21 protein-coding genes and 1 pseudogene are annotated in these 21465 nt (G+C 71.3%); 19 read left to right on the top strand and 3 right to left on the bottom strand.

The genetic code is table 11. The features are described from left to right. Positions 1-2 precede the first annotated feature (2 nt). On the top strand, positions 3-983 hold the full coding sequence (locus OG622_RS02000; RefSeq protein WP_371572691.1) for an NADPH:quinone reductase: 981 nt from the start codon (positions 3-5) through the stop codon (positions 981-983). Between the two features lie 232 nt (positions 984-1215). After that, complete coding sequence (locus tag OG622_RS01995) at positions 1216-1953, top strand: dienelactone hydrolase family protein (RefSeq protein WP_371572689.1); 738 nt, start codon at positions 1216-1218, stop codon at positions 1951-1953. A gap of 137 nt (positions 1954-2090) precedes the next feature. On the opposite strand, the pseudogene OG622_RS01990 reads toward OG622_RS01995, so the two are convergent. Beyond that, positions 2091-2315: pseudogene (locus tag OG622_RS01990) on the bottom strand (hypothetical protein); the annotation flags it as partial. Positions 2316-2382: 67 nt separating this feature from the next. Further along, complete coding sequence (locus OG622_RS01985; protein WP_371572687.1) at positions 2383-3114, bottom strand: IS6 family transposase; 732 nt, start codon at positions 3112-3114, stop codon at positions 2383-2385. A 565-nt stretch (positions 3115-3679) separates the two neighbouring features. Between OG622_RS01985 and OG622_RS01980 the strand changes: the two genes are divergently transcribed. The 3 genes from OG622_RS01980 to OG622_RS01970 all read left to right on the top strand — a co-directional run bounded on the left by OG622_RS01980 (position 3680) and on the right by OG622_RS01970 (position 6885). Continuing rightward, complete coding sequence (locus tag OG622_RS01980; protein WP_371572685.1) at positions 3680-4246, top strand: DUF485 domain-containing protein; 567 nt, start codon at positions 3680-3682, stop codon at positions 4244-4246. Beyond that, positions 4243-5826, top strand: coding sequence for a cation acetate symporter (locus tag OG622_RS01975; protein WP_371572683.1), 1584 nt, complete (start codon positions 4243-4245; stop codon positions 5824-5826). Before OG622_RS01980 ends, OG622_RS01975 begins: the two co-directional genes overlap by 4 nt. A 447-nt stretch (positions 5827-6273) precedes the next feature. Continuing rightward, positions 6274-6885, top strand: coding sequence for a helix-turn-helix domain-containing protein (locus OG622_RS01970; RefSeq protein ID WP_371572681.1), 612 nt, complete (start codon positions 6274-6276; stop codon positions 6883-6885). A 15-nt stretch (positions 6886-6900) separates the two neighbouring features. On the opposite strand, the gene OG622_RS01965 is transcribed toward OG622_RS01970, so the two are convergent. After that, complete coding sequence (locus OG622_RS01965) at positions 6901-7773, bottom strand: IclR family transcriptional regulator (protein ID WP_371572679.1); 873 nt, start codon at positions 7771-7773, stop codon at positions 6901-6903. Between the two features lie 401 nt (positions 7774-8174). On the opposite strand from OG622_RS01965, the gene OG622_RS01960 reads away from it, so the two are divergent. From OG622_RS01960 to dmpG, 14 genes are all read left to right on the top strand, one after another. Further along, positions 8175-9527: an aromatic ring-hydroxylating dioxygenase subunit alpha gene (locus OG622_RS01960; RefSeq protein WP_371572677.1), complete on the top strand. Its 1353-nt coding sequence runs from the start codon at positions 8175-8177 to the stop codon at positions 9525-9527. Further along, on the top strand, positions 9524-9886 hold the full coding sequence (locus tag OG622_RS01955; RefSeq protein ID WP_371572675.1) for a bifunctional 3-phenylpropionate/cinnamic acid dioxygenase ferredoxin subunit: 363 nt from the start codon (positions 9524-9526) through the stop codon (positions 9884-9886). Before OG622_RS01960 ends, OG622_RS01955 begins: the two co-directional genes overlap by 4 nt. After that, positions 9883-11109, top strand: a complete 1227-nt coding sequence (locus OG622_RS01950) for an NAD(P)/FAD-dependent oxidoreductase (protein WP_371572673.1) — start codon at positions 9883-9885, stop codon at positions 11107-11109. The genes OG622_RS01955 and OG622_RS01950 overlap by 4 nt, the downstream gene beginning before the upstream one ends. Before the next feature lie 642 nt (positions 11110-11751). Further along, positions 11752-12318 carry a 3-phenylpropionate/cinnamic acid dioxygenase subunit beta gene (locus OG622_RS01945; protein WP_371572671.1) on the top strand — a complete coding sequence of 189 codons (567 nt, stop codon included), beginning with the start codon at positions 11752-11754 and terminating at the stop codon, positions 12316-12318. A 120-nt stretch (positions 12319-12438) separates the two neighbouring features. Beyond that, on the top strand, positions 12439-13305 hold the full coding sequence (locus tag OG622_RS01940; RefSeq protein WP_371572670.1) for an alpha/beta fold hydrolase: 867 nt from the start codon (positions 12439-12441) through the stop codon (positions 13303-13305). 2 nt (positions 13306-13307) lie between these two features. After that, the gene (locus OG622_RS01935) at positions 13308-14165 is read left to right on the top strand and encodes an SDR family NAD(P)-dependent oxidoreductase (protein ID WP_371572668.1); all 858 of its coding nucleotides are present in this window, start codon (positions 13308-13310) and stop codon (positions 14163-14165) included. Positions 14166-14214: 49 nt separating this feature from the next. Then, on the top strand, positions 14215-15801 hold the full coding sequence (locus OG622_RS01930) for a long-chain fatty acid--CoA ligase (RefSeq protein WP_371572666.1): 1587 nt from the start codon (positions 14215-14217) through the stop codon (positions 15799-15801). Positions 15802-15832: 31 nt separating this feature from the next. Continuing rightward, positions 15833-16378: a hypothetical protein gene (locus OG622_RS01925; RefSeq protein WP_371572665.1), complete on the top strand. Its 546-nt coding sequence runs from the start codon at positions 15833-15835 to the stop codon at positions 16376-16378. Between the two features lie 178 nt (positions 16379-16556). Continuing rightward, a complete protein-coding gene (locus tag OG622_RS01920; RefSeq protein ID WP_371572663.1) occupies positions 16557-17558 on the top strand; it encodes a zinc-binding dehydrogenase in 1002 nt (333 codons plus the stop codon). 9 nt (positions 17559-17567) lie between these two features. Continuing rightward, entirely contained in the window at positions 17568-18506 is a 939-nt protein-coding gene (locus tag OG622_RS01915; RefSeq protein WP_371572661.1) for a 3-carboxyethylcatechol 2,3-dioxygenase, read from the top strand. Next, positions 18503-18661 (top strand): hypothetical protein, encoded by a 159-nt coding sequence (locus OG622_RS01910; RefSeq protein ID WP_371572659.1) that lies wholly within the window; start codon positions 18503-18505, stop codon positions 18659-18661. The genes OG622_RS01915 and OG622_RS01910 overlap by 4 nt, the downstream gene beginning before the upstream one ends. Positions 18662-18666: 5 nt before the next feature. Further along, the gene (locus OG622_RS01905; RefSeq protein ID WP_371572657.1) at positions 18667-19497 is read left to right on the top strand and encodes a 2-keto-4-pentenoate hydratase; all 831 of its coding nucleotides are present in this window, start codon (positions 18667-18669) and stop codon (positions 19495-19497) included. Then, positions 19494-20444 (top strand): acetaldehyde dehydrogenase (acetylating), encoded by a 951-nt coding sequence (locus OG622_RS01900; protein WP_371572655.1) that lies wholly within the window; start codon positions 19494-19496, stop codon positions 20442-20444. Before OG622_RS01905 ends, OG622_RS01900 begins: the two co-directional genes overlap by 4 nt. Beyond that, positions 20441-21463 carry a 4-hydroxy-2-oxovalerate aldolase gene (dmpG, locus tag OG622_RS01895; RefSeq protein ID WP_371572653.1) on the top strand — a complete coding sequence of 341 codons (1023 nt, stop codon included), beginning with the start codon at positions 20441-20443 and terminating at the stop codon, positions 21461-21463. Before OG622_RS01900 ends, dmpG begins: the two co-directional genes overlap by 4 nt. Positions 21464-21465: the final 2 nt, after the last annotated feature.

Genomic DNA, 21465 nt, shown 5'->3' with positions numbered 1-21465 from the left:
CCATGCTTGCTTCCTGGTACGACGACCAGGGCCCCGCCGCCGATGTCCTGCACGTCGGCGAACTCCCTGATCCCGTCCCCGGCCCCGGCGAGGTCCGCGTCCGCGTCACCGTCTCGGGCGTCAACCCCGGCGACACCAAGAAACGGCGCGGCTGGCTCGGCTCGTCCAGGCCCTCCCCGCGAGTGATCCCGCACAGCGACGCCGCCGGAGTCATCGACGCCGTGGGCGCCCAGGTCGACGCCCGCCGCGTCGGACAACGGGTCTGGGTATACGGAGCCCAGTCCTACCGCCCCTTCGGCACAGCTGCTCAGTACACCGTCGTACCCGACCACCAAGCCGTACCTCTGCCAGATCATCTGAGTGACGAGCTGGGGGCGAGCCTCGGCATCCCTGGCATCACCGCCCACCGCACCGTCTTCGCCGACGGCCCGGTCGACGGCCAACTGGTCCTGGTCCACGGAGTCCTCGGCGGCGTCGGCTCCCTGGCCGCCCAGCTCGCCCACTGGGCCGGCGCCACTGTGATCGCCACCGTCCGCCGAACCGCGGACCTCGACCGCGTCGACCCGGCCGTCGTCTCCCACGCCTTCGCCCTGGACACCGGCGACCCCGCCACAGCCATCCGCTCGTACGCGCCGCGGGGCGTCGACCGGATCATCGAGGTCGCGCTGTCCGACAACGCCGACCTCGACAACGCCGTCGCCGCCCAGGGAGCCGTCATCGCCGCCTACGCCACCCGCACGGACCGCACTGCGATCCCCTTCTGGCCCCTGCTGTTCAACAACGTCACCCTGCGGCTGCTCGGCAGCGACGACTTCCCCGCCGAGGCCAAGCGCCAGGCCGTCCGCGACCTCACCTCCGCCGCCGTCAGCGCCCTCACAGTCGCCGTCGGCGACCGTTACCCGCTGGACGACATCGCCAAGGCCCACGACCACGTCGACGCCGGCGGTGGCCACGGCCGCATCCTGGTCACCATCCCGCAATAGCGCGGACTGGGAACACTGCCCTGCTCAACCGCCTAAGAACCCATCTTCAAACCGGTGAGATGCCTGACCGAGATACGGGTCAAAGGGGCAACGGGATGGATAGCTGCCGTGGGGACGAGGTTTGTGACGGTTCTTGTGAGCCCTCGCCGTATTTCAGGTGGATGTCCGCGCTGTTCTGCCAGCGGCAGAACAGCCGCCGGACCGGGCTCGACGATCACTACAGTCCAGTCTCATGACGACGATTACGACGCGTACGGTCGAGTATCCGGCCGACGGTCTGACGATGATCGGGCACCTCGCGCTCCCGGCCGGTGTCGACCGCCGGCCCGCGGTGCTGCTCGGACCAGAGGGCACGGGGCTCAGCGACGTCGAGCGCCGCCGGGCCGAGGCTCTCGCCGAACTGGGATACATAGCGCTGGCCTTCGACCTTCACGGCGGGCGCTATTTGAGCGACCCCGAGGAGATGCTGGCCCGTTGCATGCCACTGCTCGCTGATCCCGACCGGATGCGGAGCATCGGCCATGCGGCGCTCGACGTGTTGCGCACCGAACCGCGGACCGACCCCGACCGGATCGCCGCCGTCGGCTACGGCACCGGGGGCGCCATCGGGCTGGAACTCGGGCGCGACGGCGTCAACCTGCGCGCGATCGGCACAGTCAACGCAACTACCACGGGCCGACCGGGCGAGGCGGCGCGTATTCGCTGCCCGGTGTGGGCCGGGGTCGGGTCGGAAGACCCGATCATGCCGCCCGCGCAACGGAACGCGTTCACCGCTGAGATGCAGGCCGCGGGCGTCGACTGGCGCCTCGCGGTCTACGGCGGCGCCTTGCACGCCTTCCACCACCCGCCGGTCGACCACCCTACGGTCCCCGGCGTCGGCTACCACCCACAGCACGCGCAGCGAGCCTGGCGCGACGTCGTCGACCTGCTCGCCGAGTGCCTGCCCGTGACGGAGGATCTGGGGACATGACCCAGGCGAACATGCTGGCCCCCAGGCTTGGTCGGCGTCATGCACTGACCCGGCCGAGCGCGAGGCGGTCCTGAACGACGCGATGGACGGCATCGTCGCGTCCATCGCGATGGCGCTCCCGTCGGACCTGTGACGCCTCAAGCAGCGTGGACGGGTTCGGCAGATCGGGGCAGGGATGCGTTGGGCTGGACGGCGGGCCGGGTGAGTCTGCGGGTCATGAGCGTGATCGAGGCAAGGGTGAGCATCGCCTCGGAGTGCTCAGGCCGGGTCTGGTAGTCGCGCACGTTTCGACGCGCATGCGATAACCAGGCCAGTGACCTCTCCACCACCCAACGCCTCGGCAGGATCACGAAGGGCGCTGTCACGTTGTTGGGTGCGTGAGTGCCTGACAGCGTGCTGGGGTGTGGCCGGCCCGGGTGTCGGCCTGGGTCAGGCTGTTGCGGGCAGGCCGGCGATGCCAGTGATGTGGTCCCAGATGGCGAAGCGGATGATCATCTCGGCTCGGTAGTGGGTAGCGGACAGGCTGTGGCGGTGGGGTCGGAAGTGGGGTGAGATCTCGCTGGACGCGGCGAGGGATCTCTGCGCTCCGCCGGTGCTGCGGAAGCCTTTCATGGCCCGTTCGCGCTGCCGGGTCGGTTGGTGGGAGTTCTCGGCCCGGTTGTTCAGGCCTTTGTGGGAGCGGTGCTCGACCGAGGGCATGACCTCGCGGTGGGCGGCTCCGTGGGAGCGGAGCCTGTCGGTGACGACCACCCGCGGCACCGTACCCGTCTTTGTGAGAAGGCCACGGAAGAACCGCCTGGCCGCGGCCTTGTCGCGTCGGTTCTGCACGAGGATGTCCAGCACGTTGCCGCCCCGGTCGACGGCCCGCCACAGGTATTTCTGCTCGCCGTTGATCTTGAGGAAGACCTCGTCGAGGTGGCACTTGTCGCCGGGGCGAGGGCGCCGGCGGCGCAGGGAGTCGGCGTAGGCCTGCCCGACCTTCAGGCACCAGCGGCGGATGGTGTCGTAGGACACGACGACGCCGCGCTCCAGCATGAGCTCCCCGACCTCGCGGAAACTGAGCGGGAAGCGGAAGTACAGCCACACGCAGTGCGAGATGATCTCGACCGGGTACCGGTGCCCCCTGTACGACGGCGACGCGGACGACACGGGCGATCCCATCCAGACGCGATCAACCACAAGATCATCCCACCCCGCTCAATCAACGTGACAATGCCCCGCCGAGGGCTCCACCACCGTCGACACCGTGCGCGGCCGCCTCCATCTCGACGGGCCGCCGCCACGCCGTATCCGGCTACGGCCCGATCTGATCGACGGCGAAGGGAGAGAGCGGAGGACGCTGTGCCTTGTCGGCATTGGACAGATCCTCACCCGCCTCCCCACTCAGTCCGCGGCTGTCACCTGCGCTTTTTCGATGCGGCAAGTCCGCGTGCCGGATAACGGCACGCGCGCTATGAGGTACGGGTCGCTTGCTGTGTGATGTCCGGCGCGACGCAACCATGCGTAGCGGCGCCTCTACAGGGAGTTCGGCGGTAACTGCCGCGCTGCTCCATGGAGAGGGGTGGCTGGAGGGCCCGCTCTCCCCAGGAGGTCTCCAGCCCGGCATCCACGCAACCGACCATACGAAGAGCCGTTCATGCATCCCCAGAAGAAACGTCCCCAGAATCCTCCGCAACCTCAACGGCCCCCCAATCCTCATGACCCCTTACAGGACCCGCTCGCGGCCGTGCTCCTGTACCTGAGCCATCTCGACCACGGACACCTGTACTCCGAGAGCGAGTTGAGCCGGGCGATCAACGACTGCTATCGCTCGTACGGAAGCGCGGTCGACCTGCACATCTGGTACGGACAGTCGCTGAGCGCCGGGGGTACCGCGAATACGGTGGCCATCGTCCAGGAACGGCGGGCATGGGCCCTGCGGATCGCCGCCGACCAAGCCCACCGCCATCCCTACGACCGCTCTCTGCCCTGGGCCTCGGGTGTCACACTGTCCGGTGCCCTCCAGCCGGCGGACACGCAGCACGCGGTACGGGGTGTGCGCCGCCACGCCTTCCTCGTCGCCGCCCCTGTCATCGCCCTGTACCTGGTGATCAGCTGCCTGGGGGAGGCGGCCAAGGAAGTCATGGCCGTGCCGGTGGCCGGCCCGTTGAACGTGGGTCTCCTGCTCGGTCTGGTCCAGCTCGTCGCCGTCGCGGGATGGGTCCAGTGGTACGCCCGGTACTGCAGAACCTCGATCGACCCGCTCGTCGAGAACCAGGGAACGCCCGGCGAGAGACTGGAGCACCGCTCATGACGAGGGACTACGTCACAGCCGATCTGCCGGTCTTCTTCGTCTTCCTCGTCTGCGCCCTGTTCCTCGTGATGTGGGCCGGTCCCCAGCGGGGGACGGTGACCGAGTTCTACGTCAGCGACGGCCTCCTCAAGCCCGCCCACAACGGCGTCGCCCTGTTCGGTGACGTCATGTCCGCGGCAGCCCTGCTGGGCAGTCCCGGTCTGATCGCGCTCACCGGGTACGACGGCACGCTCTCCGTTCTGGGTCCGGCCGTTTCGTGGATCGTCATCCTCCTCCTGGTGGCGGAGCGCTACCACAGCACCACCGAGTTCACCATCGGTGACCGCCTCGCACGTCGCCTGCGGTCCCGCCCGGTGCATCTCGCGGCGGGTGTCGCGACGCTCCTCGTCTGCCTGCTGTACCTGATCGCCCAACTCGTCGGAGCGAGTGCGCTCACGGTGGGAATCCTGGGCTCGGCCGGGCGGGGCATGGAAGGGGCCGTATCCGTCGGCCTCGGCGCGCTCATGATCCTCTACATCGTCCTGGGGGGCATGCGAGCGGCCACGCTGGTCCAGACGGTCAAGGCGGTCATGCTGATGGGCGGCGGTATCGCCCTGGCGCTGCTGGTACTGGCCAGGTTCGACTTCAACCCGGGCGCGCTGCTGAGCGCGGCCGCCAAGGGGAGCGGCCACGGCGACGACTTCCTGAGCCCGGGGCTCCGGTTCGGCGGCGGAGCGACGAAACTGGACTCCCTGAGCGAGCAGATGGCCCTGCTGATCGGGGCCGCCGGTCTGCCGCATCTGCTGATGCGGATCAGTACCGTGCCCACCCCGAGCGGCGCACGCCGGTCGGTCCAGTACGCGGCCCTGATGACCGTCGTGTTCTATCTGGCCGCCGGCGTGCTCGGCTTCGGGGCCGCGGCGCTCGTCGGCACTCAGGTGATCGAGGGGGACAATCCCTCCGGCAACACGGCGGTGCTCCTGCTCGCGGCGAACATCGGTGGTTCGTTCCTGCTCACCGTTGTCGCCTGCGTGGCCTTCGCCACCGTCCTGGCCGTCGTGGCGGGCGTCACGCTGGCCGCCGCGACCTCGCTGGCGCACGACGTCTACGGCGCCTTCATCACCCGTGGCACGGCGTCCGGGGAGCGGGAACTGTTCGTCGCGCGCGTGGCGGCCGTCGCGATCGGCACGACCGCCACGCTGCTGGCCGTGTTCGCCCGCAGCCTCAATGTCTCCTTCCTCATCGGACTGGCGTTCGCCGTGGCCGCCTCGGCGATCGTTCCCGCCCTGCTGTACGGCATGTTCTGGAAGGACTTCACCACCCGGGGCGCGACATGGAGCATCTACGGTGGTCTGCTGACCTCCGTGGTGCTGGTGGGGCTGTCGCCCCAGGTTTCCGGGAGCGCGACCGCGCTCCTGCCCCACCTGGACTTCTCGGTGTTCCCTCTGCGCAACCCGGGGCTTGTCGCGATCCCGGCCGGATTCCTCCTCGGCTGGCTCGGCTCCGTACTCCCCGGATCAGCCGGGCGGGCCGATGCCGCACCGAGTCCGCACACCGCGTCGGAAGGGCGCGGCGCCTCTCCGAGTCTGTCGGGTGGTTGACCACGCGTGGAGCGTGGTGTGGGTGATCTGCCTCCGGGCAGGGCGACGACCCCGGAATGATCACGTGGTGTGAACCGGCGCGACCTGGTGTGCTGCGACCCGGCGCCGCCGCCGGTTCACCAGGTGGCGCTGGGGCGGCACCTGGGACCGCGTCCATGATGAGCTCCGCTACCGGGTCCGGATCGGGGCCGTACGTGATTCCGGGCCGTCGGCCGCCGTGGTCCGATCGAGCCCGGTACGAACGGCTGACGGCGACCTCCAAGGCCATGACCGGGATGGCGGCGATCCGTCTCATGCTCGTCCGGCTCGCCGCGCGGCCACCGCGGTGGAGCCATGAATCCCCAGCGCGAGACCGTCCGGACAAGACCGTCGAGGACCTCGCCACGGCGTCGTCAACGGCCCGCCCGACAGTCTCTGAGCAGGTCGTGCCCCGTTTACAGTGGTGTCGTGTCCTCAGGAAATGCCGTCGTCGCGCGCAACGTGCGCCTTCTCAGAGAGCAGCGGGGTCTGTCCCTGGCCAGGTTGGCCCGGGAGGCGGGCCTCGCCAAACAGACGCTGTCCAAGCTGGAACAGGGCACCGGGAACCCCACCGTGGACACGTTGTTCTCGATCGCGACGGCGCTGGGGGTGCCGGTGACCCGGCTGGTGGCCGAGCGCGAGCAGGTGATGACCGTTCAACGTGGCGCCGACGTCGTCTGGAAGGCACACGAGGGGTTCGAGACCCGGGCTCTGGACCATGTGTACGGCTCCGGTGTCATCGAGAACTATCTGGTACGCGTCGGCCCCGACCGGGACGGCACGGGGAAGCCGACCGAGCCGCACCCGGTGGGCACGCTGGAGCACCTGTATGTGATCAGTGGCCGGGTGCGGGTGGGCCCGGCCGACAGCCCGGTGGAGTTGGCCACCGGTGACTTCGTGCGCTACCCGGGCGACCGGCCGCACGTGTACCAGTCGCTTGAGGGGGAGAGCCTGGTGCACATCGTGGTGAGTGTGCCACGGGTGCAGCCCGGTACCGGGGGCACGAACACGGCGCGCACCCACGGCGACGGCGCGCACTGAGCCGCGTCCACCGGGTCAGGCGGCGGGCGTGCTCCCGGCGTCCGAGGGCGCGCGCCGCTGGGCCTTGGCGGCCGCGCTGATCGCCCGCGCCGCCTCGTAGGCCACGCGGCGCAGGGCGGGGGCGAAGCGGGCCCGGTCGAAGCGGTGGTCCGCGCCGGCGACGGAGAGGGCCGCGACCGGTCGGCCAGCGGGTCCCATGACCGGGACGGCGACACAGGTGAGGCCGAGGCTGGCCTCCTGGCGGTCGTACGCGATGCCGTCCTGGCGGATGCGCCGCAGTTCGGCGCGGAAGGCGGCGGGGTCGGTGACCGTGTAGTCGGTGAGCCTCGGCAGCCCCGCCGAGATGGCCGCTTCCGTGGCGTCGTGGTCGAAGGCCAGCAGGGCCTTGCCGACGGCCGTGCAGTACGCGGGCAGCCGGGCGCCGATGCGGGAGGGGGAGCGGGTGGCGCGGTGTCCGTGGATCTTGTTGACGTACACGATATCGGTGTCGTGCAGCACCGCGAGGTGAACGGTCTCCTGGGTCAGCACATACAGGTCGGCGAGATGTGGCAGCAGTCGCTCGCGCAGCACCAGGGACGTCGGGCCGTAGACCCGGGTACCGATGTCGAAGAGCTGGGCGCCCAGCCGGTAGTTGCTGCCGACCCGCTCGACCAGGTCATTGCGCTGGAGGATGCCCAGCAGCCGGAAAGCGGTCGACTTGGTGAGACCGGTGCGGCGGGCCAGCTCGCTCACGCCGATCTCCCGGTCCTGTTCGGCGAGCGACTTGAGCAGGACGAGTGCCTTGTCGACTGCGGTCCGCTGATCCGACGGGGTCGTTAACTCCTGGGCGGGCGAGGTGTCTGCGGGTGAGGTGTCGGTGAGTTCGGAAGTGGGGGAGTGAACTGGCATGGGGGCTCCCGGAACTATGCGGACGCAGCCATCATAATGGACGCGCGTCCAATGTAGGGGGCCCTTTGCGGGTTGTAAACGGGCGGGGACGGTGCGTTGATCACGGCACGTCCGTGTGCCACATCACGGCACGTGGGCTGGGCCGGGCCTGCGCACCTGACGTCTTCTGACCGCATGCACCGACTCGACACCGCAGCGCCGACGCTCCGCTCAGCAGACCGTGTGCGTCGGCACCGAGGGGCCGCGCGACCTGGGGAGTCGGGTGGCGTGATGGTCCCGCGCCCCGGATCCGGACGCCTGGGCTCCGCACCGGTACCCGCGCTGGGGCCTGCACCCGCACCCGTATGCACACCGCCCGGCCGCCTGGACCTCGCCCCGGCCTGTGCCGAGGAGGCCCAGCGATGACTTCCCCGCCCGTACGGCCCCTGGACCGTCTCGCCGGGGTGCCGCGCCCGTCCGTCGACGTGAGTGCGTACTTCGACCTCGACCACGGGCTGATCGACCGCACGATCTTCAGCGACCGGGCCCTGTACCAGCAGGAGCTGCGCCGGGTCTTCGCGCCGAGCTGGCTGTTCCTCGCCCATGAGAGCCAGTTCAAGAAGCCCGGCGACTTCTTCACCACGTACATGGGGGAGGACCCGGTCATCGTCGCGATGGGCCGGGACCGGAAGCTGCGGGCGTTCCTCAATGCCTGCCGACACCGCGGGATGCGGGTCTGCCGGGCCGACGCCGGCGCGACCAAGGCGTTCACGTGCAGCTACCACGGCTGGTCGTACGACACCTCGGGCAAGCTCGTCAACGTCCCCAACCAGGGCGACTATCCGGACCACTTCGAGCAGGACCGGTGGGGACTGCTCGAGGTCGCGCGGCTCGACTCCTACAAGGGGCTCGTCTTCGCCACGTGGAATCCCGAGGCGCCGACGCTCGTCGAGGCGCTGGGCGGCATGACCTGGTACATCGACGCCATGCTGGATCGTGATCCGGAGGGCACCGAGGTCGTCGGCGGGGTGCACAAGTGGGTGCTGGAGGGCAACTGGAAGCTGGCGGCCGAGCAGTTCGCCTCCGACTGGTACCACGTCAACATCTCGCACGCCTCGGCGCTGATGGTCATGTCGCCGACGGGCAAGGGCCCCAGGACGGAGATCGTGCAGACCCCGGGACGGCAGTACGCTGATCCGCTCGGGCACGGGCACGGCTTCCCGACCCACCCCAAGAGCCGCTTCGACGACCGGATCGTGCACGCCCACTACGACTACGAGGCGCTGCGCGAGCGGCTCGGTGACGCCCGGGTGGAGGGGCCTATGACCACCGGGCACGCCACCGTCTTCCCCAACTTCTCCTACCTCCCGGTCAACGGATCCATCCGGGTCTGGCACCCCAAGGGCCCGGACCGGATGGAGGTCTGGGCCTGGACGCTCGTCGACCGGTCCATGCCGGACGAGGTGAAGGACGCCCAACGGCTCTACAACCTGCGGACGTTCGGGCCCACCGGCATCTTCGAGCAGGACGACGGCGAGAACTGGAGCGAGTGCCAGGCCACGGCCCATGGCTTCGTCTCCGGCTCGATGACCCTCAACTACCAGATGGGTCTGGGGCTGGAGGCCGAGGACGGTGTCCATCCGGGCACCACCGGCCGCCTCTACACCGACGGCGCCGCCCGCGGCCTGTACGCCCGCTGGCGCGACCTGATGAACACGCCCGCCTGGCATGAGAAGGCCGAAAAGGCCGAGATGCACGAGAAGGACACCCGATGAGCACGAACACGAGCAGCACCGCTGTGCGCGTCGCCACCGTCGGCGACATCGAGGACGGCGAGGCGCTGAAGGTGCCCGCCGAGACCAGCGGTCACGGCGACGCCATCGCCGTCTTCCACGACGGCGGCGCCTACTACGCCCTCGACGACACCTGCTCGCACGGCCAGGCGTCCCTGTCCGAGGGCTGGATCGAGGACGGCGAGGTCGAGTGCCCGCTGCACAGCGCCCGCTTCTGTCTGAAGTCGGGCGACCCGCAGTGCATGCCCGCCACCCTCGCCGTGCGCACCCACCGCGTCGAGGTCCGCGACGACGCCATCTGGCTCCACCCCGGCCGACCCGGTGCGGAGGCCGCCGAATGAGCTCCCCGCCGTCCTCGCCCCGGCGGATCGCCGTCGTCGGCGCGGGCCTGGCCGCCGTCTCCACCTGCGACGCGCTGCGCGTCCAGGGGTACGACGGGGAACTGGTCCTGTACTCCGCCGAGCGCGGCCTGCCGTACGACCGGCCGCCGCTCAGCAAGGACGTCCTGCTCGGCAAGGCCCGGCGCGAGGACGTCCTGCTGCGGCCCGAACGGTGGTACGAGGAACAGCGCGTCCAGGTGCGTGAGGGCGCCCGGGTCCGTGCGATCCGCCCCCACTCGGGCGGCGTGGAACTGGCCGACGGCACGGTCGCCGCGGCCGACCGGATCGTGCTGGCCACCGGGGGCACACCGCGCCCGCTGCCGGTGCCCGGCGGCGACGACCCGGCGGTCCGTCCGCTGCGTACCTGGGAGGACGCGGAACGCCTCCGGGAACGGCTGCTGCCCGGCGCCCGAGTGATCGTCGTCGGCGCCGGACTGATCGGCGCCGAGACCGCCGCCGTCGCTGTGGCCCTCGGCTGCCGGGTCACCCTCGTCGACCCCGTGCCGGTGCCGCTGGCCGCGGCCGTCGGCGGTGACATCGCGGGCGTGCTGCACCACAGGCACACAGCCGAGGGCATCAAGGTGATCACCGCCGGGGTCGAGAGCGTCGAGCGAAGCCCGGGCGGGCTCCGCGTACGCCTCGCCGGGTACGGCGGCACCCTGGCCGCCGACACGCTGGTGGCAGGCATCGGCATCCACCCGGCCACGGAAGTGGCCGAGGCCGCCGGGCTGCGCGTCGACAACGGCGTCGTCGTCCACCCCGGGCAGCGCACGTCCCACCCGAACGTCTTCGCCGTCGGCGACGTGGCCCGCCCGGACGCCCACCGCGTACGGCACGAGCACTGGGAGGCCGCCCAGCGGGACGGCGAGGCCGCCGCCCTGGGCCTCCTGGGCCGTCCCGTGCCGGACGCGGGCGCGCCCTGGTTCTGGTCCGACCGGCACGGCTCACGCCTGGAGGCGGTCGGCACCATGGCGGACGCCGGGCGGCACGTACTGCGGGGCGACCCGGACAGCGGTGCCTTCACCGCCTTCGGCCTGCGCGGCGACCGCCTGGTCGCGGCAGCCGCCATCGACCGCGCCCGGGACATCAAGGCCGCCCGGCGTCTCATCGACCGAGGGGTCCGCCTGTCCCCCACAGAACTGACCGACGAGCACACCGACCTGCGGACCCTCCTCAGACGATGACGCCCCGGGGCCTGACCGGCGCCCCTCACCGAGGGCTGCCCGGGTGACCGTGCCGGGGCTTGTCCGACCGGCTTCGGGCGGCGTTCCGCGGCTCGTCCGCCGGGCTCCGGCCGACGCGCTGCGGTACGGCCGTTGGGCCTCGGTGTCCGCGCCGGGTTCTCGGACCGACCGTTCCTGACCGAGCGGGGGTGAGTCCGTTCAGCCGCGCGCCCCGAACGGTCTTGGGCGAGCTGGTCCCCGGCGTTCTCGGCCCCGGGAGGCCCCCGCGGCCGGAGGCCGCTGACGGACACAGCCCTGCGCGACCTGGCCATGTGGGTACGGCCAAAGGCGACGGGGAGGCCCTGAACCATCCTCTGGTGGAGCAGGGGCCCGCACGCCGACGCCGTACCCGGTGTCCCAGGTCGCACGATCACGTCAGCCGATCAGCCCAGGGCACCGCAAGCCCGCAAGCCCGCAAGCCCGCAAGCCCGCAAGCCCGCAAGCGGACGATCACACCATCGAGCCAATTCGGCCTTGTGCGCACTCCTTGGTGAGCAGTTCCAACCCCCGCGGCTGTGCCGCCCCATGGCACACGCGCTCCCCGTGCCCCGTACTCCGCGCTGGAATGCCTGCAAGCAGCGAGGCCCGCAGGAGGAACCACCGATGAGTGTTCACGCGCCGGAGCCGGCGGTCGCCGGGACGCAGACGGTGTCCGATCCCGATATTCGGCTGCATTTCGAAGTGCAGCGGCTGTACGCCCTTGAGGCGCAGTTGCTCGACCAGCACCGCTACGCGGACTGGCTGGACCTGCTCGCGGAGGATCTGCACTACTGGGCGCCGGTGCGCACCAACCGGCTGCGGCGGCAACAGGCGCTGGCCGACGGGGCGCCCGGTGAGGTGGCGATCTTCGACGAGACCAAGGCGAGTCTGGCCTGGCGGATCCGCCGCTTCGACTCGGGCATGGCCTGGGCCGAGGACCCGCCGTCCAGATCCCGGCACCTGATCACCAACGTCATGGTCCGGGCCGTCGAGGAGCCGGGGGAGTACGTCGCCGAGTCGGCCTTCCTCTGCTACCGCAACCGCCTGGAACGAGAGGTCGACCTCTACGCCGGTGGCCGTACCGACCTGCTGCGCCGCGCCCCGGACGACGGGCGGCTGTTGATCGCCCGCCGCACGATCCTGCTCGACCAGAACGTCCTGCTCGCCAAGAACATCAGCACTTTTCTCTGACCGGACGGCGGGACGGCGGGACGGCCGATGAACGACCGGCCGACCGACCGGCCGACCGACCGGCCGACCTGACCGCCGATGAACGAACGACCGGATGAACGAACGACCGGGAGACCCCTCGTGACCACAGACCAGACCGAAGAGCCGAAGCTCGTCGAGCACACCGTGCGGACCACGCTCGGGCCCGTCGCGGTCGGCGAGACCGGCGAAGGACCGGCGCTGGTGCTGCTGCACGGCGGCGGTCCCGGTGCGAGCGCGGTCGCCAACTACCACCAGAACCTGCCCGCCCTCGCCCCCCACTTCCGCGTGGTCCTGCCCGACCAGCCGGGCTTCGGCGCCAGCTACCGGCCCACCGAGGCGGACCTGGACGCCCGCAGCATCACCGAGATCACCGTCGACGCGCTGCTGCAGACCCTGGACGCCCTCGGCATCGACCGCTTCCACCTGCTCGGCAACAGCCTCGGCGGCGCCGCCGCCATCGCCACCGCGCTCGAAGTCCCGGAGCGGGTCGAGAAGCTGGTGCTGATGGCACCCGGCGGCGGCTGGCTGTCCTTCGGGCCCACCCCGACCGAGGGGCAGAAGGCCATGTTCCGTTACTACAACGGCGAGGGCCCGACGCTGAAGAAGATGCGGGACTTCATCGGCGTGATGACCGCCGAGCCCAAGCGCTGGGCGGACACCGCCCAGGCCCGCTACGAGGCCTCGCTCGACGAGTCCCACATCGCCTTCTACCACGCCTACAACGCGGCCTTCGCCAAACGGCACGGCATGGACCCGCTCTGGCAGCGCGTCCACCGGATCAAGGCGCCCACCCTCCTGCTCTGGGGCCGGGACGACCGCACCATCACCCTGGACGGCGCCCAGCTCATGCTCAAGCAGATCCGTGACGTCCGGCTGCATGTGTTCGGAGGCTGCGGCCACTGGGTGCAGCTGGAGCGGCAGGCCGAGTTCGAGCGCCTGGTCACCGACTTCCTCAAGGAGGCCTGACCATGGGCAGGGACTGGCTGGAGAACGAGGTCGCGCTGATCACCGGCGGAGGCTCCGGCATCGGTCGCGCCGTCGCCCTGCGCTACCTCGCCGAGGGCGCGCGCGTCGCGGTCCTCGGCCGTACGGCCGCGCAGCTGGAGGAGGTGGTGAGCGCCGCCGGCGAGCTGGGCGACCGGGTATTGCCCCTCACCGGCGACGTACGCAGCCCGGACGATCTGCACCGGGCGGTGGAGACCACCGTCGAACGGTTCGGCAAGCTCGACATCCTCGTCCCGAACGCCGGAATCTGGGACTACCACCGCAGTGTGACCCGGCTGTCGGGCAAGGAACTGGCCGAGGCCTTCGACGAGATCTTCGCGATCAACGTCAAGGGGTACGTGCTGGCTGTGGAGGCTGCCTGGCGGGAGCTGGTCGCCACGCGCGGCAGCATCGTGATGACCCTGTCGAACGCCTCCCTCCACACCGACGGCGGCGGCTCCCTCTACACCGCCAGCAAGCACGCCTGCCTCGGCCTGCTGCGCCAGTTCGCCTTCGAACTGGCGCCGAGGGTCCGCGTCAACGGCGTCGCCGTCGGCGGCATGCGCACCCAGCTGCGCGGCCCCGAGAGCCTGGGCCTGCACAACCGCACGCTCGCCGCGTCCTTCGCCAGGAACGAGGAGGCCCAGGCCCTCTCCGGCGAGAAACCGCCGCCGCTGATCCCGTTGTACGACTCCAGCGTTGAACCGGAGGACTTCACCGGACCGTACGTCCTGCTGGCATCCCGCACCGACAGCGGCACCGTCACCGGTGCCGTGATCCCCGCCGACGGCGGCATCGCCGTACGCGGTTTCCGCGCCCCCGCCGGCGGCGCGGGCCTCTGACCCACACCCACGCGTGTCCCGCCCGACAGCCATTGAAGGAGCCGCCGTCATGGCCGCCGTCGACATCAGTCCCGCCGCCGCGCTGCACCGCAGAGCTCTGTACCCCACGGCAACCGCCGTCGTCTACGAGGGCCGCGAGGTCTCCGCGGCGGAACTCAGCGGCACGGTCGGGGAGTTCGCCGCCGGGCTGTCCGAGCACGGGCTGCGCCGGGGGGACCGGATCGCCTACCTCGGCTTCAACAGCGTGACCTTCCTGGAGACGCTGTTCGCCGCGGCTCATCTCGGCGCGGTCTTCGTCCCCCTCAACTTCCGCCTCGCGGCCGACGAGGTCCGCCACATCCTGAACGACTGCGGCGCCCACACCGTCGTCGTCGAGGAGGGTCACCGCGAACTGGCGGAGTCGATCCTGGCCGACGTACCCGCCCGCAGCCGTCTGCTGGTCGACACCGACCCCGAGTGCCCCGCGACGGACGCGCCCGCGCCCGGCTGGACGCCGCTGTCCGCGCTGCGCGGCCCGCAACGCCCCGTACGGGAACCCGTCGCGCTGTACGACGACGACCTCGCGGCCCTGATGTACACCTCCGGCACCACCGGTCGGCCCAAGGGCGTCATGCTCACCCACGGCAACCTCTGGTGGAACGCGGTCAACGTCGACGCCGTCGTGGACACCCGCACGGACGACGTGAACCTGGCCCTCGCCCCGCTGTTCCACATCGGCGGCCTCAACGCCCTCACCCTGCGCACCCTGGTGCGCGGCGGCACCGTGGTGCTGCGCCGGGCGTTCGATCCGGCCCAGTGCCTTCAGGACCTCGTCGACCACCGCGTGAACACCTTCTTCGCGGTCCCCGCCATGTACGCGGCCCTCGCCCGGGTGCCCGGTTTCGCCGAGGCCGGCCTCGGCGCCCTGCGCTCCGCGATCGTCGCGGGGGCTCCCGTTCCGCCGCAGCTGATCAGGGACTACGGCGAGGCGGGCCTGCTGCTCCAGCAGGCCTGGGGGCTGACCGAGACGGCCCCGTTCGCCACGTGTCTGCCGGCCCGGCTGACCCTGGAGAAGACCGGTTCGGCCGGCGTCGCGATGCCGTACACCGAGATCCGGCTGACGGACCCGGGCACCGGGGCCGGGATCGACGGACCGGACACCCAGGGCGAGATCTGCGTACGCGGCCCCAACGTGACCTCCGGATACTGGGACAACCCGGACGCCACCCGGGCCGCCTTCGACGACATGGGCTGGTTCCACACCGGGGACATCGCCTACCGGGACAAGGACGGCTTCTACTACATCGTGGACCGCCTGAAGGACATGATCATCAGCGGCGGCGAGAACGTGTACCCCGCCGAGGTGGAGCGCGTTCTCGTGGAGTACCCCGGACTCCTGGAGGCCGCCGTCATCGGCGTACCGGACGCCAAGTGGGGCGAGACCGTCCTGGCCGTCCTCAGCTGCGCGTCCGGTACGGAGCCCACGGTGGAGGAGATACGGGCGTTCGCGGACCGGTATCTGGCCCGCTACAAGCTCCCCAGCGACGTCATGGTCATCGACCGGCTGCCCCGCAACGCCAGCGGCAAGCTGGACAAGATCGAGCTGCGCCGGTGGGTGACGGCGCGGCGGAGTGCGCCGAGCACGCCCACGGCCTGACCCACCCTCCAGCCCTCCAGGAGCACACGTCGTGGCCACACTTCCCCCCACCGCACCAGCCACCGCCATCGGCGGTGGCTGGTCCCTGCGGCCGCTCGACGGACCGCTCGGCGCCCGTCGGTCGGCCGCGCGCGGCTATGCGGCCTCGTACGGTGACGGTGACGGGGGTGGACCGGAGGAGTTCCTCGTCCGGGTCCAGCGGGTCCGGCACCACCCGTTGCGGGCCTGCTATCCCTTCGGCGCGCACGACCTCGTCGTATGGCTCGGCGACGGCGACGGTCACGGCGGCGACGGCGGCAGTCCCGACCGCGACGACCGTGCGGCGCGCGTGCCTGAGAGGGCCGCCGCCGGCCTGCTGCGCGTGCTCGCCCCCGCGCTCTTCGCCGCCGATGCGCGCTGCCGACGCGTCATCGCCGCGCCGGACGAGCACGACGTCCGCGCCCAGCGAGTCCTGGCGGCCGGGGGCTTCCGCAGGATCGCCGAGGCGGACCTGCCCGACGGCTCCGTCGTCCTGTTCGCCGCCGAACCACCGGACATCGCCGAGCTGTCCACCGCCCTCGACGACATGCCCCACTGAGGGGGCCGCCCGAGCGGGCTCACCGCGCCGTCAGCCGCGCCGCGGGTCGGGACGATCCCGACCCGCGGCGCGGCTGTGACGTGTTCGCGTACGCATCGCTGGTGCGTACACGGGATCCCGTGCTGCCCAGCGGCACACGGGCTAGGGCAGGTCGGCCGGTCGGCGCGACCGTGGCCGCGTGCTTGCTGCTACCGCCATTTCCCAGAGCGCCGCCGACCCGCTGTCGGGGCTGGTGCTGCGCGATGTCCCTGAGCCGGCCCCGCGCCCGGGGTGGTCACGCGTCCGCGTGGTGGCCTCCTCGCTGAACATGCACGACGTGTGGACGTTGAGGGGAGTGGGGCATCCCCCCGACCGGCTGCCGATCATCCTCGGGTGCGACGCGGCCGGCTACGACGACGAGGGCAACGAGGTCATCGTCCACCCGGTGATCGGCGATCCGGACGCGGGCCGGGGCGACGAGACGCTGGACCCGAATCGTGCGCTGCTGTCCGAGCGGCACGACGGGGCGTTCGCGGAGTATCTGACCGTTCCCGCCCGCAACCTGGTCCCGAAGCCGGACTGGCTCTCCTTCGACGAGGCCGCCTGTCTGCCGGTCGCCTGGACCACGGCCTACCGCATGCTGTTCACCCAGGCCCGGATCACGGCCGGCGACCGGGTGCTCGTGCAGGGCGCGGGCGGCGGTGTCGCCTCCGCGGCCATCAGGCTCGCGGTGGCCGCGGGTGCCGTCGTCCACGCCACCAGCCGGAGCGCGGACAAGCGCGCCGAGGCCGTGTCCTGGGGCGCCCGTGCCGCCGTGGCCCCCGGCGAGCGGCTGCCCGAACGGGTGGACGTGGTGATCGAGACGGTCGGTGAGGCGACCTGGTCGCACTCGCTGAAGTCGCTGCGCCCGGGCGGCACGGTGGTCATCGCCGGTGCGACGAGCGGGATGAACCCGCCCGCCGACCTCGGGCGGATCTTCTACCTCCAGCAGCGCGTCCTCGGCTCCACCGGCGGCACCCGTGGCGAACTGGTCGCGATGCTGCGGCTGATGGAGGCCACCGGTGTCCGGCCGGTCATCGACCGGACCCTTCCGCTCGCCGAGATCCACAAGGGCTTCCAGCTCATGATCGACGGCGGTCTCACCGGAAAGCTCGTCGTCCACCCGCCGGGCCCGGCCCGCCCCCGCACCCCCCAGCAGTAAGGAACCGCCATGACCGCAGCAGCCGTCGGGCTGTCCCACTCGCCCCTCATCGGCAAGAACGACCCGGACCCCGAGGTCCTGGCCAGGGTCGACCAGGCCGTCGAGGGCGCCCGGGACTTCATCCGCGCGTACGACCCGGAGCTGGTGGTCCTCTATGCGCCCGACCACTACAACGGCTTCTTCTACAAGGAGATGCCGCCCTTCTGCCTGGCCACCGAGGCCCACGCGGTGGGCGACTTCGGCACCTCGGCGGGCCCGCTGTCGGTCGACACAGCCGCCGCGAAGGCGCTGGCCCGGGGCGTGCTCGACCGGGGCGTCGATCTGACCGTCTCGGCCCGGATGACCGTCGACCACGGTTTCGCGCAGCCCCTGGAGGTGCTGTTCGGCGGGATCGACCGGGTGCCCGTGGTGCCGGTGTTCGTCAACGGCGTGGCCACTCCGCTCGGCCCCGTCGGCCGGGTCCGGGCGCTCGGCACCGCGATCGGGCGGGCCGCGGCCGAACTCGACCGGAGGGTGCTGTTCCTGGCCTCCGGCGGCCTCTCCCACGACCCGCCCGTGCCGGTCCTGGACGGGGCACCCCCCAGGGTCGCCGACGCCCTCATCGAGGGCCGCCCGCCCACCCCCGAGCAGCGCGCCAAGGGCGAGCAGCGGGTCGTCAGGGCCGGCCGCGACTACGCTGCCGGCTCGACCGCGATGATCCCGATCAACCCCGCCTGGGACAACCGGTTCCTCGACCACCTCGAAAACGGCGAGCTGGCGGAGTTCGACACCTGGACCGTCGAGGCCATGGCGAAGGAGGGCGGCAACTCCGCCCACGAGGTCCGCACCTGGATCGCCGCCTTCGCCTCCCTCGCCGCCGCCGGCCCGTACGACCTGACGTCCCGTTTCTACGAGCCCGTCCCCGCCTGGATCGCCGGTTTCGCCGTGGCCACGGGGAGGGGGCGGTGACCGGTAGGGCGATGGACAGGTACGCGGCGCCGCGGACGGGCGCCCGGTTCGTGGACGCGGTGGACGACGGCCCTCGCGTCGCTGCGGTCCGGAATCTGTTGGGTGTGGGGGGCGTCGTCGGCGTCTCGGCGATGGCTTCGGTGAAGGGGTGGTGATCGGTATGGCTACCGACATGGACGCGGTGGCGCGGGCCGCCACGCGGCTGGCGGGGGCGATGGATGACGGACGTCCGGTCGCCCCGGTTCGCGATCTGCTCGGTGAACAGGACATCGCTGTCGCCTATGCCGTGCAGCAGGAGCTGACGCGGCGCAGGCTGACAGCCGGCGCGGTCGTCGTCGGGCGCAAGATCGGGCTCACCTCTCCGGCCGTGCAGAAGCAACTCGGTGTCGACCAGCCCGACTTCGGGGTGCTGTTCGCCGACATGGACGTCTCGGCCGAGCCGGAGGTCCCCTCGGAGCGGCTGCTCCAGCCGAAGGCCGAGGCCGAGATCGCCTTCGTACTGGGGGAGGACCTGGTCGACGGAGACCTCGACGCCGCCCGGGTCCGGAGTGCCGTGGAGTACGCCGTCGCGGCGATCGAGATCGTCGACAGCCGTATCGCCGACTGGGACATCCGTCTCACCGACACCATCGCGGACAACGCCTCCAGCGGCCTGTTCGTGCTGGCCGAACACCGGGTCACGCTCGACGCGTTCGAGCCGCGCGAGACCACCATGCGGATGTACGCGGAGGACATACCGGTCTCCGAGGGCGACGGCGCCGCCTGCCTCGGCGACCCGTTGAACGCGCTCGCCTGGCTGGCCCGTACGGCCCAGGCGTACGGCGATCCGCTGCGGGCCGGACAGGTCGTCCTGTCGGGGGCCCTGGGGCCGATGGTCCCGGCGCCGCCCGGCACCCGGATCCGCGCCGAGATCGGCCCGCTGGGCACCGTCACCGCCGTGTTCTCCGAGAAACCGGAGTTGTCCCACCAGCCCAAGGAGGAGGACGCGTGAAGCGAACCAAGGTCGCCGTCATCGGGTCCGGCAACATCGGCACCGACCTGATGATCAAGGTCCTGCGCCTGTCGGACACGCTGGAGATGGGCGCCATGGTCGGCATCGACCCGGACTCCGACGGGCTCGCCCGCGCCGCCCGGCTGAAGGTGCCCACCACCCACGAGGGCGTCGACGGCCTGATCGCGCTGCCCGGCTTCGACGACATCGACATCGTCTTCGACGCCACCTCCGCCAAGGCCCACCTCGCCAACGCCGCCCGGCTGGCGCCGTACGGCAAACGGCTCATCGACCTCACCCCCGCCGCGATCGGCCCGTTCGTCGTGCCGCCGGTCAACGGGGACACCCAACTGGACGCCGAGAACGTGAACATGGTGACGTGCGGCGGCCAGGCCACCATCCCCGTGGTCGCGGCGGTCTCCGCGGTGACGCCGGTCCACTACGCGGAGATCGTGGCCTCCATCGCCTCCAAGTCGGCGGGGCCGGGCACCCGTGCCAACATCGACGAGTTCACCGAGACCACGTCCCACGCGATCGAGTCCGTCGGCGGTGCCTCCCGGGGCAAGGCGATCATCGTCCTCAATCCGGCGGAACCACCGCTCATCATGCGGGACACGGTGTTCTGCCTCATCGGGGACGCCGATCACGACGCCGTACGCGCGTCGGTCGTGGCCATGGTCGAGCGGGTCGCCCAGTACGTTCCCGGCTACCGCCTCAAGCAGGAGGTGCAGTTCACCCCGGTGGACGACACCGAACCCGTGCACACACTGGTGCCGCCGGGCGCCGGGCCGGTGACCACCCGGGTGTCGGTGTTCCTCGAAGTCGAGGGCGCCGCCCACTACCTGCCCGCCTACGCCGGAAACCTCGACATCATGACGTCCGCCGCACTGCGGGTCGCCGAGTCGATCGCCCGGCGCGACGCCGTTCCCGCGGAGGCCCGCCCATGACGCGCAAGCTGTACATCCAGGACGTCACCCTGCGGGACGGCATGCACGCCATCCGGCACCGCATCGACCCCGCCGACGTGGGGCGGATCGTCGCGGCGCTCGACGCCGCCGGGGTCGACGCGATCGAGGTCGCCCACGGCGACGGCCTGGCCGGCGGCTCGGTCAACTACGGTCCGGGCAGCCACACCGACGAGGAGTGGATCGAGGCGGCGGCCGAGCACCTCACCGGCGCCGTCCTCACCACCCTCCTCCTCCCCGGCATCGGCACCATCGCCGAACTGGAACGCGCCCACGCCCTCGGTGTCCGCTCGGTTCGCGTCGCCACCCACTGCACCGAGGCCGACATCTCCGCGCAGCACATCGCCAAGGCCCGTGACCTCGGCATGGACGTCGCCGGGTTCCTGATGATGAGCCACCTGGCCCCCGCCGCCGAACTCGCCGCCCAGGCAAGGCTGATGGAGTCGTACGGGGCGCACTGCGTGTACGTCACCGACTCCGGCGGCCGGCTCACCATGAACGGCGTACGCGAACGGGTCCGTGCCTACCGGGACGCGCTGGACCCGGCCACCGAGATCGGCATCCACGCACACGAGAACCTCTCCCTCTCGGTCGCCAACAGCGTGGTCGCCGTGGAGGAGGGCGTCACCCGGGTCGACGCGTCCCTCGCCGGCCAGGGCGCCGGCGCCGGCAACTGCCCGATCGAGGCGTTCGTCGCGGTCGCGAACCTCCAGGACTGGAAGCACGGCTGCGACCTGTTCGCCCTCCAGGACGCCGCCGACGACCTGGTACGACCACTACGGGACCGCCCGGTCCAGGTCGACCGGGAGACGCTCACCCTCGGTTACGCGGGCGCGTACTCCTCGTTCCTGCGCCACGCCGAGGCCGCCGCCACCCGCTACGGGGTCGACGCCCGCGCGCTGCTCCTGGAGGTGGGCCGCCGGGGGCTCGTCGGCGGCCAGGAGGACATGATCGTCGACATCGCGCTCGACCTGGCGTCGGCCGGGGGCGGGACCCGCTGACG

Source organism: Streptomyces sp. NBC_01314 (assembly GCF_041435215.1).
GTDB lineage: Bacteria > Actinomycetota > Actinomycetes > Streptomycetales > Streptomycetaceae > Streptomyces.
Note: the sequence above shows the minus strand (reverse complement) of the source record. Positions and strands in the feature narration are given on the sequence as shown.